The sequence below is a fragment of the Arthrobacter sp. V1I7 genome (assembly GCF_030817015.1).
Lineage (GTDB): Bacteria > Actinomycetota > Actinomycetes > Actinomycetales > Micrococcaceae > Arthrobacter.
Genome location: NZ_JAUSYS010000001.1, coordinates 4,122,838 through 4,134,978 on the forward strand (window position 1 = coordinate 4,122,838; position 12,141 = coordinate 4,134,978).

13 protein-coding genes are annotated in these 12,141 nt (G+C 67.1%); 6 read left to right on the forward strand and 7 right to left on the reverse strand.

Features of this window, described 5'->3' with window-relative positions; genetic code table 11:
• Positions 1-64: 64 nt before the first annotated feature.
• Complete coding sequence (locus tag QFZ69_RS18880) at positions 65-739, reverse strand: TrmH family RNA methyltransferase (protein ID WP_306913562.1); 675 nt, start codon at positions 737-739, stop codon at positions 65-67.
• Positions 740-793: 54 nt separating this feature from the next.
• Between QFZ69_RS18880 and QFZ69_RS18885 the strand changes: the two genes are divergently transcribed.
• Positions 794-1,648 (forward strand): HAD-IIA family hydrolase, encoded by an 855-nt coding sequence (locus QFZ69_RS18885; RefSeq protein WP_373461732.1) that lies wholly within the window; start codon positions 794-796, stop codon positions 1,646-1,648.
• Positions 1,649-1,677: 29 nt separating this feature from the next.
• Here the strand turns inward: QFZ69_RS18885 and QFZ69_RS18890 are convergent, their stop codons facing one another.
• The 4 genes from QFZ69_RS18890 to QFZ69_RS18905 form a co-directional block, all read right to left on the reverse strand.
• Positions 1,678-2,715, reverse strand: coding sequence for a thioesterase domain-containing protein (locus QFZ69_RS18890; RefSeq protein ID WP_306913564.1), 1,038 nt, complete (start codon positions 2,713-2,715; stop codon positions 1,678-1,680).
• A gap of 297 nt (positions 2,716-3,012) precedes the next feature.
• Positions 3,013-3,807, reverse strand: a complete 795-nt coding sequence (locus QFZ69_RS18895; protein WP_306913565.1) for a GAF and ANTAR domain-containing protein — start codon at positions 3,805-3,807, stop codon at positions 3,013-3,015.
• A 99-nt stretch (positions 3,808-3,906) separates the two neighbouring features.
• A complete protein-coding gene (gene pyrE, locus QFZ69_RS18900) occupies positions 3,907-4,491 on the reverse strand; it encodes an orotate phosphoribosyltransferase (RefSeq protein WP_306913567.1) in 585 nt (194 codons plus the stop codon).
• A gap of 200 nt (positions 4,492-4,691) precedes the next feature.
• Positions 4,692-5,933 (reverse strand): FAD-dependent oxidoreductase, encoded by a 1,242-nt coding sequence (locus QFZ69_RS18905; RefSeq protein ID WP_306913569.1) that lies wholly within the window; start codon positions 5,931-5,933, stop codon positions 4,692-4,694.
• A 310-nt stretch (positions 5,934-6,243) separates the two neighbouring features.
• Here QFZ69_RS18905 and nadE point away from each other — a divergent pair, with 310 nt between their 5' ends.
• Together nadE and QFZ69_RS18915 are read left to right on the forward strand one after the other, a co-directional pair.
• A complete protein-coding gene (gene nadE / locus QFZ69_RS18910; RefSeq protein WP_306913571.1) occupies positions 6,244-7,098 on the forward strand; it encodes an ammonia-dependent NAD(+) synthetase in 855 nt (284 codons plus the stop codon).
• Between the two features lie 175 nt (positions 7,099-7,273).
• Complete coding sequence (locus tag QFZ69_RS18915; RefSeq protein WP_306919502.1) at positions 7,274-7,600, forward strand: DUF5655 domain-containing protein; 327 nt, start codon at positions 7,274-7,276, stop codon at positions 7,598-7,600.
• Positions 7,601-7,616: 16 nt separating this feature from the next.
• Here the strand turns inward: QFZ69_RS18915 and QFZ69_RS18920 are convergent, their stop codons facing one another.
• Positions 7,617-8,393, reverse strand: a complete 777-nt coding sequence (locus tag QFZ69_RS18920; protein ID WP_306913572.1) for an IclR family transcriptional regulator — start codon at positions 8,391-8,393, stop codon at positions 7,617-7,619.
• A gap of 189 nt (positions 8,394-8,582) precedes the next feature.
• Between QFZ69_RS18920 and QFZ69_RS18925 the strand changes: the two genes are divergently transcribed.
• Genes QFZ69_RS18925 through QFZ69_RS18935 form a run of 3 tightly spaced genes read left to right on the forward strand, consistent with a single transcriptional unit; the run spans position 8,583 to position 11,289 of the window.
• On the forward strand, positions 8,583-9,329 hold the full coding sequence (locus tag QFZ69_RS18925; RefSeq protein WP_306919503.1) for a CoA transferase subunit A: 747 nt from the start codon (positions 8,583-8,585) through the stop codon (positions 9,327-9,329).
• Positions 9,330-9,376: 47 nt separating this feature from the next.
• Positions 9,377-10,081 (forward strand): CoA transferase subunit B, encoded by a 705-nt coding sequence (locus QFZ69_RS18930; protein ID WP_306913574.1) that lies wholly within the window; start codon positions 9,377-9,379, stop codon positions 10,079-10,081.
• Complete coding sequence (locus QFZ69_RS18935; RefSeq protein ID WP_306913576.1) at positions 10,078-11,289, forward strand: acetyl-CoA acetyltransferase; 1,212 nt, start codon at positions 10,078-10,080, stop codon at positions 11,287-11,289. The genes QFZ69_RS18930 and QFZ69_RS18935 overlap by 4 nt, the downstream gene beginning before the upstream one ends.
• A 27-nt stretch (positions 11,290-11,316) precedes the next feature.
• Here the strand turns inward: QFZ69_RS18935 and QFZ69_RS18940 are convergent, their stop codons facing one another.
• Entirely contained in the window at positions 11,317-12,078 is a 762-nt protein-coding gene (locus QFZ69_RS18940) for an ankyrin repeat domain-containing protein (RefSeq protein WP_306913578.1), read from the reverse strand.
• Positions 12,079-12,141 lie beyond the last annotated feature (63 nt).

A 12,141-nucleotide genomic window follows, 5' to 3' on the forward strand; every position in this document is an offset into this window, starting at 1 on the left:
CATCCTAGCCATTCCTGCGCGCGGGGCCGTGTTTCTCCTCACTCGGCCCTGTAATACTGGCGCCCTAGCCCGGGAGCTGGTTGAAGACGTGGCGGCGGATCCACGCGTGCATCGCAATGGCCGCGGCGGAGGCCGCGTTGATGGACCGGGTGGAGCCGAACTGCTCGATGGACAAGGTGTCCACAGCGGCCTCGTGGACCTCAGGGGTCAACCCCGGACCCTCCTGGCCGAACACCAGCACGCAGTCCTTGGGCAGTTCGTACGTCTCCAGCGGCACGGAATCCGGGAAGATGTCGATCCCGATGATCGCCAGCCCCTCCCCCTGCGCCCAGGCCACGAAGTCGTCCACTGTGGGGTGGTGGCGGACATGCTGGTAGCGGTCGGTGACCATGGCCCCACGGCGGTTCCACCGGCGTCGGCCGATGATGTGCACTTCCTTGGCCAGGAACGCATTGGCGGTGCGGACGACGGTGCCGATGTTCATGTCGTGCTGCCAGTTTTCAATCGCGATGTGGAAGTTGTGCCGCTTGGCGTCGAGGTCCGCCACGATTGCCTCGTGCTTCCAGTAGCGGTATTTGTCCACGACATTCCGCCGGTCGCCGTCGGCCAGGAGGTCGGGATCCCAGTGCCCGCCGGCAGGGCGCTCGCCTTCCCAGGGACCGACGCCGACCTCCGCCTTGGCCTCTTCCTCGAGAGCAGGGTTGGCAGGGGGGCCGCTGGGGGTCTCCGGTTCAGTCACCACTCAACATTAGACTGGGACGCAGTTAGCGGCACACTATCGGCGGAGGACACCATGGCGGACCAGCGGAGACACGAACGAACAGATCCGGACCAAGTACGTTCCATGGCGTCGGTGTACCGCAGCGGCCAGGAGATCGAGTGCTGGCTGACCGACATGGACGGCGTGCTGGTGCATGAGAACCAGCCCATCCCCGGCGCCGCGGAACTCATCCAGCGCTGGGTGGACACGTCCCGGCGCTTCCTCGTCCTGACCAACAACTCGATCTTCACTCCCCGGGACCTCGCCGCCCGGCTCAAGAGTTCCGGCCTGGAAATCCCGGAGGAGAACATCTGGACCTCGGCCCTGGCCACGGCCCAGTTCCTCAAGGACCAGGTGCGGGGCTCGGAATCCGGGAACCGTGCCTACACGATCGGCGAGGCCGGACTCACGACGGCGCTGCACGAGGCCGGCTTCATCCTCACCGACCAGGACCCCGACTTTGTGGTGCTCGGCGAAACCCGCACCTACTCCTTTGAGGCCATCACAATGGCGATCCGGCTGATCCTGGGCGGCGCGCGCTTCATCGCCACCAACCCGGACGCCACCGGGCCCTCGAAGGACGGCCCGATGCCGGCCACCGGCGCCATCGCCGCACTCATCACCAAGGCGACCGGCCGCGAGCCCTACATCGTCGGCAAGCCGAACCCGATGATGTTCCGCTCCGCAATGAACCAGATCGATGCCCATTCCGAGACCACCGCCATGATCGGTGACCGCATGGACACCGACATCATCGCCGGCATGGAAGCGGGGCTGCACACGGTACTGGTGCTCAGCGGCATCACGCACAAGGACGACATCGCCGCATACCCGTTCCGGCCGAACCAGATCCTGAACTCCGTGGCGGACCTGAAGAACCAGATCTAGGCCGAAGCGGCAACGCCCCTGCCGGCCTACTAGAAGACCGTCTTCCTGCCGCCCCCGGAGGGCAACGGGAACAGCCCGTCCTGCAGCTTGTCGATGATCGGCCGGTAGACGAAAGGGCTCCAGCCCGGGCTGGCGTGCGCCGGCCGTGCGCCGTCGGTGTGGAGCGTTTCCGGCGCCATGTTGTCTTTGAAGGTCAGTGTCCAGGAGTCTTTGGCGGTCTCGTAGTCCACGGTGCGGTCACGTGGGTTGCCGATGAAGGCCATCCGCGTAGCGCCGAGTTTCCCGGCGAAGCGGCTGGCATTGAAGTGATAGATGTAGGCCGACTCGGACTGGACCAGGACGCTGGACGGGGCGATCGGCGCGAGCTGCTCCAGCGTCTGGTCCAGGATCTGGCCCCAGCTGCGCTCATCCTTGTGCAGCATCCGCTCACCTAGTTCGTAGCCGCCGCGCAGTACCGTGGGGAAGCGGAAGCCGCTCTCATAGAGGAGAACAACACCCTCGAACCAGCTCTGGTCCAGGACATCGTATTTACTGTACGGGCTGGAATCGAGCAGGATAAACGCCACTTCGAGGCCGTGCAGCTCACGGAGCCGGGCGGCGACCTGGGTTGCCACCATGCCGCCGAAGCTGTGGCCGTAGAAGTACAGCTGGTTCAGTTTGTGGGTCCGCGCATGCTCGACGACGGCGATCACGATCTGGTCGATGTCGAGGCCCATGTTGGAGTATCCGACGGCGGCGAGCTGGCCGCGCTTGTTCAGCGAACCTCGCAGGGCGTTCAGGATCCACAGCGCCTCCTCCCAGCTCGTTTTGTAGCCGGGGAACAGGAACCAGCTTGCATTGGGGAAGTACTTCTCGGCCGTTTCGTCCGGGACCGTGAGGATCTTGTGGACGCGTCTCTCGGCCTGGACCCGCCGGGTGAACAGCATGTCCGCCGCCAGCAGGGATGCGGAGCCGGTGCCGACGAGGAAGGTCCGGCGCGAAAACCGCTTCAGGTCCGCGGCGTGCCGAAGTATGCGGGCCTCGGCAGAACCGGGACCCCAGAGATCACTTTCCCTCTCACGCGGCACACCCCTACCGTATCCACTGCCGAACTGGGATCAGAAGCCCAGAGCGGATAACAGCTCAGCCACAGCCTTCGCGGCGGAACCCGGTCTACGCGGGTTCCGGCTGTCGTCCGTCCCCGCGCCTGGAGACCCCGGTCGGGTCCGGCAGCGCCCCGGCAACGTCCGGGGTTATGGGAGCTGATGCCCATGTGGCGTACACGCTGGATAGTCTGCAACAGGGAGGGACACGATACCCGCGTGAGGCTCCCCCGGAGATCCGTCCGGACAACATCCGAGGCGATGTCGATCAGCCGCACCTGCTCAGACAGCCTCTTTCGGGCCCGGTTCGTCGAAGTGCGTGCGCGCTGCGGACCCTCCCACTGACCGCACGAGGGAAGCCGCGATCTCACGGAGTTTCACGTTGCCATTGCTGGACGCGTCGGTGAGGATCCGGACGGCGGTCTGCTGGCTGCAGCGGTTTTGCGCCATCACGATCCCGATGGCCATGTCAATGACGGTGCGGGATTCCAGCGTTGCCCGGAGGTTCGCGGCGCTGTCGGTCTGCAGGGAGAAGCGGACCGCCAGTCGCAGGGCCTGGGAGATCTCCCGGGTGTAGCCGCGGGCGCGGGCGGCGAGGTCGCCGTCGAATTTGTGCGGCACGTCGGAATACAGGTTGAGGGCCGCCTTGGCGTCGCCCTGAAGGTGGAACGGCACGGACAGCACCGAACGCAGCCCGTGCGAGGCCACCGCCTGGGCGTAGTCGGGGCCCCAACCGTCCTCATCAAAGAGGTCCGGGACGTAGACTTCGCGTTCCTCCTGGGCCGCCGTCAGGCAGGGTCCCTGGGACAGCGAGTACTGGATCTCGTCCACCTCGCGGGCGGAGTCGCTGCTCCAGCCGATGGTTGCGGCTTTGCGGTTCCGCAGGAGCGTGATGCCGCACAAAGCGTCCTCGCCGGAGCCGGCCATCTGGTGCGCCGAAAACCGGGCCAGTTCGTTCAGGAACGCCTCGAAGTCGGCGCTGTCCAGGATCAAATTCTGGATCTGCTCGACGGTACTCAGCGGCACCTCGGAACGCGGCGATGCACCCGTAGGCGGGGACTGTTCGAATGGGAGCATGGGCGCGTGTTCTCCAAAGGTAAGTACTGACCGGTAATTAGGCAAATGATAGGTCAGTCCTCCGCACCGGTCCACATGCCCCGCCCGGGGTCGGCGGGGTCAGCTGAGGCCGAGTTCATCCTTTCCGAAGGCGAACAGGTAGGGAACGCCGGCCTCGGCTTCGATTTTTTCCTTGGCGCCGGTATCGCGGTCTACGATCACGGCCACGGCCACCACGTTGCCGCCCGCCTTGCGGACACCTTCGACGGCGGTCAGTGCGGAGCCGCCGGTCGTGGAAGTGTCCTCCAGGACCAGCACCTTCCGGCCCTCAACAGAGGGACCTTCCACCTGGCGGCCCATGCCGTAGGACTTCTGCGCCTTCCGGACCACGAAGGCGTCGACCGGACGGCCGGCGTCGACGGCGGCGTGCATCACGGCCGTGCCGACGGGATCCGCACCCATGGTGAGGCCACCGGCGCACTCAAAGTCGATCCCGGCGTCGTCCAGCAGTGAGAGCATGACCTGCCCGACCAGCTTGGACGCTTCGTGGTGCAGGGTGATCCGGCGCAGGTCGATGTAGTAGTCGGCCTCCGCGCCGCTGGAGAGGATGACCTTGCCGCGCACGACGGCCAGTTCCTTGATCAGTTCAAGCAGGCGGACACGTGCGAAGGCAGCGTCAGCTGCAAAGTTACCGGTGGAAGTCATGGGTTCCAGTTTAGTGGGAGCCCGGCGGCGGAAATCCAGCCGTGCGCCCAGCAGCCGGCGCCCAGATCCCGGCGCCGCTTTGCGGGCGCCAGTTTGCGGGCGCCAGTTTGCGGGCGCCCTTTTTACGGGCGCCATTTTTACCGGCGCCCTGTCAGGCGCTGTCAGGAGGGCCGTTCAGGTGGAGCGTTCCGAGAGGCGCCTCAATAGGGCGCCTGCACACGCCGGGCAAACGCGGGCGCATGTTCGGGCCGCGGGCCGAACGCGATGAACCGCGGCGCCAACCGTCCGACTGCCGGAACGCGCCGCGCCAGAAACAGCAGCACGGCCGGGGCGCCGGACCGCTTCCCGGTCATGATTGGCTCGAACAGCACGCGGTGCAGCAACCGCTGGACCGTCTGCACGACGACGGTGGGCGGGCGTCGCCGTCGTTCGACCCTGGCGAGGTCTTGTCGGCGCACCTGGCCCCGGAGGAGCACCGGCGCCGTGACGTCCGCGGCCGCGACGGCGTCCTGGATGGCGAGATTGATCCCCACCCCGCCTGCCGGGGACATTGCATGGGCGGCGTCGCCGATGCAGAGCATCCCGTTGATGTGCCATTTGCGCAGCCGGTCCAGGCGCACGTCCAGCCAATGCAGATCCTCCAGCGATGCAATGGCGTCCACCCTGTCGGCGAGATCCGGACGGAGCGCCGCGACCCGGCGGCGGAATCCCTCGACGCCCTCGGCCCGGATCCGCGCGCCCGTGCCTTTGGGTGCGAGGTAGCCCATCTGGAAATAGTCGTCGCGGAACAGGGCCAGCAGCGCTTCGCCCCGTCCGAAGGCCGGCACGATTCCCGCCACTTCGCCCCGCTCGGAAGGATAGCGCGGCAGCCGGAACCACCAGGTGTCGAAGGGCACAGGATATTCCTTCGGCACCAGCCCGGCCTGGCGGCGCAGGATTGAATGGCGGCCATCCGCAGCGACCACCAGATCTGCCTGAATCTCGCCGTCGACGCCGTCAGCGGTCCGGTAACGGACTCCTGTGACGCGGCCGCCGTTGCGGACCAGCGCGGTGCTCTTGTGGCCCATCCTCAAGCTGAAGGACGGTTCCTGGGCAGCGGCTTCGGCAAGGAAGTTCAGGAAGTCCCATTGCGGCATCATCGCGACATAGTTGTACGGCGGACGCAGCGAATCGAAGTTGCCCATGGTCACGGGCGGCCCGCCGGGCACCGGGAAGGCGACGCTGTTCAACCTGCTCTGCGGGAGCCGGCGGAACTCATCGCCAAGGCCGAGTTCGTCGATCAGCCGGATGGTCGCCGCATGGACGGTGTCGCCGCGGAAGTCGCGGAAGAAGTCCCCGTGTTTTTCCAGCACCGTCACGGCCACACCGGCGCGCGCCAGCAGCAGGCCCAGCATCATGCCGGCCGGTCCGCCGCCGGCCACAACGCATCCGGTCTTCTCCATGGCCTCACGGTACGCCGCCGCGGCCCCGAGCGGGAGCAGTTTTCGCGGCGGATTCGCCCCGGCGCTGCGCAGAATGCCCGGCGCTACCGGTATTCCCGTAGCGTCTGGCACTCCCCGCAGCGCAGGACGCATTCCATAGCGACTGGCACTCTCCGCAGCGCTAGACGCATTCCATAGCGACTGGCACTCCCCGCAGCGCAGGACGCATTCCGTAGCACAATCCGTTCCGCGCAGCGCGGCGCACTCTCCGCAGCGCTATTCGGCCGGACACAGTTGAGCGTCATTGACACTGCTGGCTAGGCTTTGAGTCATGCGTGAACTCCAGGCGAAGATAGTTGAAGAAATGGGCGTGCAGCCCCGGATCGACCCCGCCGAGGAGGTGCGCAAACGCGTCACGTTCCTGAAGGAGTATCTCAAGGCGACTCATACCAAGGGTTTCGTGCTGGGAATCTCGGGCGGCCTGGATTCCTCCCTGGCCGGGCGGCTGGCCCAGCTGGCGGTCAACGAGCTCGAAGCCGAAGGGGTGGAGGCGAACTTCGTGGCCGTCCGGCTTCCCTATGGCGTGCAGCATGACGAGCACGACGCGCAGGCCGCGCTGGACTTCATTGGCGCGGAAACGGAGTGGACCTTCAACATCGCGCCCGCCGTGGACGGCTTCGAGCAGGAATTCGAGAAGACCACGAGCGAGCAGGTGTCGGATTTCACCAAGGGCAACATGAAAGCCCGCTCCCGGATGATTGCGCAGTACGCGCTCGCCGGCCAACACAACTACCTGGTAATCGGCACGGACCACGGCGCCGAATCCGTGACCGGCTTCTTCACCAAGTATGGCGACGGCGGCGCCGACGTGCTGCCGCTGTTCGGGCTCAACAAGCGTCAGAACCGGGCGCTGCTCGCCGAGCTCGGGGCGCCGGCGCGGATCTGGGACAAGGTGCCCACCGCCGACCTCCTCGACGGAAAACCGGGCCGGACCGACGAGGACGAACTCGGCCTGAAGTATGACGAGATCGACGATTACCTTGAGGGCCGCGAGGTCCCGGACGAGGTGGCCGAACGCATTGAGCAGAAGTACCTGCGCACCCGCCACAAGCGCACCGTTCCGGTCACCATCGGCGACACCTGGTGGAAGCACGAAGGCCCCGAGGAGCCCCGGGTAGGGCTTTGAGTTGAGATGAACCACGACGCTCCATCGCTCCGGGGGCACTTTGAGCCAGGGTTTCGCGCTATCCGGCCCTTCGGCCGGCGTGTCCGCGTCAATGTGCCCCGCGACGGCGCCGAGCCCGCCAAAATACCTCCGGAAAGCTGAGCTGGGCTGAACCACGACGTCGAGGCGTACCTCGCTGGGAAGCCCGCCCGCCGTCGCACTCTTCCGGGCCTTCCGGCGGTTGGTGCTGGCGGCCGGCGAATGCGAGGAACGCGTCCACCCGACCGAGGTGGCCTGGGCGGACAAACGCGTCTTCGCCTCGGCGTTCATCAAGTCCGGCCGGCTCGAGATCGCGATCGACCTGCTCCGGACCGTGGACCATCCCACCTTGCGCCAGGCCTTCCCGACCACCCGGAAGGTCTACACACACCGCTTCACCATCACCACGGCAGAACAGTTGGACCAGCAGATCCGCGACTGGCTGGCGGAAGCCCACGACAGTGTGGGGCCGGGAACCCGCTGATCATCAGCGGGCCGGCCTACCCGTGGCCCTGCAGCAGGGTCGAAATCCGGTGGGCTTCGTCCATCAGCAGCCGGCCCAGCTCCGCCTGCCGCTCCTGCCGGAAACGCGGCTCAATGCCGGTCAGGGACAAGGCCCAAGCGGGGCGTCCGCGCTGATCGAACACCGCGGCGCCCATCCCCCAGCTTCCTTCCAGCACCAGCCCCGGGTTCACGGAGAAGCCCGCCTGCCGCGTGGCCTGCAGGTTCCGGCGGACCAGCGACTCGGTGTGGACCGCCGCGAAGCTGCCCGCATGCGTGGCCCAGCCGGCCAGCAGCTCCTCCTGTTCCTCCGGGGGCAGGAACGCCATGATGGCGGTGCCGGCCGAGGCCACTCCCAGCGGGAAGCGCACACCCTCGTGCAGCACGAAGGAACGCACCGGGAAGCTCCCCTCCTCCCGCAGCAGGCACACCGTTTCGGCGCCGCGGCGGATGGAGAAGAAGGCGCTTTCGCCCGTTTCCTCGGCCAGCCGCCGGAGGCTGGGCCGAGCAATATCCTCCAGCGGGAACCGCGCCGAGGCCACCGAACCCATCAGCAGGATCTCGGGCCCCAGCACCCAGTTGCCGCTGTGCGGTTCCTGGTCCAACAGGCCCTCGGCCGCCAGCGAGCTGAGCAGCCGGTGCACCGTAGGTCGGGTGAGCCCGGATTCGCGGACCAGTTCCACTAACGGAGAGCCTTCCGGCCGGCGCCCGACAATGCGCAGCAGCGCCGCGACCCGGCTGACCACCTGGGCGCCCTGTACTGGTGCGGAGTTCATCTTTCACCTCTGGATTCCTCAAACTATCCATATTGTGGACACGACCCATCCTAGCGTCCACGTTGTAAAAATGCACCAGGAATGGAAGAATGCGGGCGTTGACAGCGGTTCACGGCGCACCGTAGGCTCCTTCTTCAGACGAACAGTCCACAAAGTGGACTTCTGCCTAGAGCTCAATGAGGAGATGCAATCTCAAAGCTACAATCCGGAGCGGCCGCCGCGCTCCACGACGTGCTGCGGGACGGCATGACGCTCGCCGTCGGCGGCTTCGGCCTCAGCGGCATCCCCGCGGACCTGATCGAGGCCGTGCGCGACTCCGGCGTCAAGGACCTCACGGTCGTGTCCAACAACATGGGCGTGGACGGCAAGGGGCTGGGTGTCCTGATCGAGGCCGGCCAGGTCCGCAAGGTGATCGCCTCCTACGTGGGAGAAAACAAGCTCTTCGCCGAGCAGTACCTCGCCGGAAAGCTGGAAGTGGAGTTCACTCCGCAGGGCACGCTCGCCGAGCGCCTCCGCGCCGGCGGTGCGGGCATCCCCGCCTTCTACACCAAGACCGGAGTCGGCACGCTCGTCGCAGAAGGCAAGCCGCTGGCGGAGTTCGACGGCGAGACGTACGTCCAGGAGCGCGCCATCAAAGCCGATGTCGCCCTGGTCCACGCGCACACCGCGGACACGGACGGCAACCTGATCTACCGCTATACCGCGCAGAACTTCAACCCGGTGGTGGCCACCGCGGGCGCCGTGACCGTCGCGGAAGCCGAGGTGATCGTCGAACCCGGCAAGCTCGACCCGAACCACATCGTCACCCCCGGCGTCTTTGTCCAGCGCCTGGTGCAGGCCGACGGCCGGGTCAAGGACATCGAACAGCGGACGGTCCGGCCCCGGGCCGAGGCCGCCGAGGCCGCCCAGTCCGCACCGTCCGGCGTGCCGGCCTGAACTGCGCCGGCCTGAACCGCCGCCCCCAAAAACCTGAGGAGAACACCATGGCCTGGACCCGGAATGAAATGGCTGCCATCGCGGCCGAAGAACTGAACGACGGCGACTACGTCAACCTTGGCATCGGCATCCCCACGCTGGTCGCCAACAACCTGCGCGAGGGCGTCCGCGTCGTCCTGCAGAGCGAGAACGGCCTGCTCGGCATGGGCCCGTTCCCCTACGAAGGTGAAGAAGACGCGGACCTGATCAACGCCGGCAAGCAGACCGTCACCGTCCTGCCCGGCGGCAGCATCTTCGACTCCGCGACGTCCTTCGGCATGATCCGCGGCGGCCACGTCAAGGTCGCCATCCTCGGCGCCATGCAGGTCTCCGGGGCCGGTGACCTCGCCAACTGGACCATCCCCGGCAAAATGGTCAAAGGCATGGGCGGCGCCATGGACCTCGTCGCCGGCACGCCGCGCGTCGTGGTCCTCACCGAGCACAACGCCAAGGACGGCACGGCCAAGATCGTTAAGGAATGCACCCTGCCGCTGACCGGCCTGAGCTGCGTGGACCGCATCATCAGCGACCTGGCGGTGTTTGACCTGGACAGGCCCGAACATGAAACAGGCGGCGGCCGCCGGCTCACGCTCACCCGCCTCGCCCCGGGCGCCACCGTGGAGGAGATCCGCGAGAAGACCGAGGCAGCGTTCGACGTCGCTCTCGAGGACGCCGCGGATGCAGCGCCCGAGCTCGAGGGAGCACCGGCATGAGCCTGCGCGAACAGTTCGGCAAGGACGTCCTGCTCACCGGTTGGGGCCACAGCCGCTTCGGGAAACTGACCGACGAGACCCTCGAATCCCTGATCGTCCAGGTCGCCACCGAGGCGATCGGAAACGCCGGCATCGAGCCCGGGCAGATTGACGAGATCTACCTCGGCCAGTTCAACTCCGGCATGATGCCGCTGGCCTTCCCGTCCTCGCTCGCCCTGCAGGCGTCCGAGCAGTTGGCCAATGTTCCGTCCACCCGGGTCGAGAACGCCTGCGCCTCAGGATCGGCTGCCTTCCAGCAGGGCACCAAGTCCCTGCTGGCCGGCACCGCCAAGACGGTGCTGGTGATCGGCGCGGAAAAGATGACCCAGGCAGGCGCCGACGTTGTGGGCGCCGCGCTGCTGGGGGCCGACTACGACATGGCGGGCAAGTCCTCCACCACGGGCTTTACCGGGCTGTTCGCGGAGGTCGCCAAGCACTACGAGAAGCGTTACGGCGACGGTTGGGGACAATTGGGCTACGGGAAGCTTGGTGACGCCCTGGGCACGATTGCGGCGAAGAACCACCGCAACGGCGTGGACAACCCCTATGCCCAGCTCCGCAAGGACCTCGGTGAGGAGTTCTGCCGGACCGTCTCGGACAAGAACCCCATGGTGGCGGATCCGCTCCGCCGCACCGACTGCTCCCCCGTCTCCGACGGCGCCGCCGCCGTCGTGCTGAGCCTCGCCCCGACCGGTGGGGCCGCCGCCCCGGTCCGGCTCGCCGGCTTCGGCCAGGCGAACGATTTTTTCCCGGCAGAACGCCGGGACCCGACTGCCTTCGCCGCGACGCGCGCGTCGTGGCAGCGCGCGCTGGCGATGGCCGGCGTCGGGCTGGAGGACCTGGACTTCGCGGAGGTGCACGACTGCTTCACCATTGCCGAACTGCTGATGTACGAGGCCATGGGACTGACCGAACCCGGTCAGGGCGCCCGCGCCCTGCAGGAAGGCTGGGTCTTCAAGGACGGCAAGCTCCCCGTCAACGTCTCCGGCGGGCTCAAGGCCAAGGGCCACCCGGTCGGCGCCACCGGAGTCTCCCAGCACGTCATCGCCGCGATGCAGCTCACCGGCACTGCCGGTGACATGCAGCTGGGCACCGCCCGCCGCGCCGCCGTCCAGAACATGGGCGGCGTGGGTATCGCCAACTACGTCAGCGTGCTGGAGGCGGTCTGAGGGGTAGGGAGACGCCGCGGCGCACAATCACCCCGGCTGTTCCCGCTCCCGGATCAGCTTCGCGATGGCGCCGAAGCCCAGCCGCTCGGCGTTCTGCAGCGCGGTGCGCCCCTGGGGGTCCCGGATGTCCGGGTCGGCGCCGGCAGCGAGAAGTTGCCGGACCACTTCCTGCTGTCTGGGACCTCCGTTATTCAGGAGGATTGCCTCCTGCATCGCCGTCCAGCCGAGATTGTTGACGTGGTTCACCGGAACCCCGGCGGCGATGAGGATCCGGACTGTGTCCACGTGTCCGTGCTCACTCGCCGGAATCAAGGCTGTGCCGCCGAAGCGGTTGGTGCTGGCCACATCGGCGCCGTTCGCGAGCGTCAGCAGCAGGATTTCGTTGAACCCCTCCGCCCCGGCATACAGGAACGCCGAATCCTGGATGGCATCCTTGGCGTTGACATTCGCTCCGGACCGGATCAGCTCTGCCGCGAGGGCCGCGTCGTTGGCTTTCGCGGCCGCCACCAGACGCTGATCAAGCTCCTGCTGGACCTGTGGCGGAAGCGGGGGCGGGGTTGCGGTCGACGGCGGCACCGGCCTGGGGACCTGGACCTCGGACGGGGACGCCGGGGGAACGGCTGGCGCCGATGGACCGCCCGATGACACCTGCACAGCGGGCGGCGACGTAACCGGCACCGGGACGTCTTCGTCTGCGCTGCAGCCGGCGAGAACTGCGACCAGGACGGCCCACCCGACAGCCGAGTACCGCACCGACGGCCGAAGGCCCAGACCCTCGGGGGGATTCATACTCCGAGCCTACGTGGCCCCAAATCCCCGGGCTAGACTCGGAGAGAATTCAGCCCCTCAACG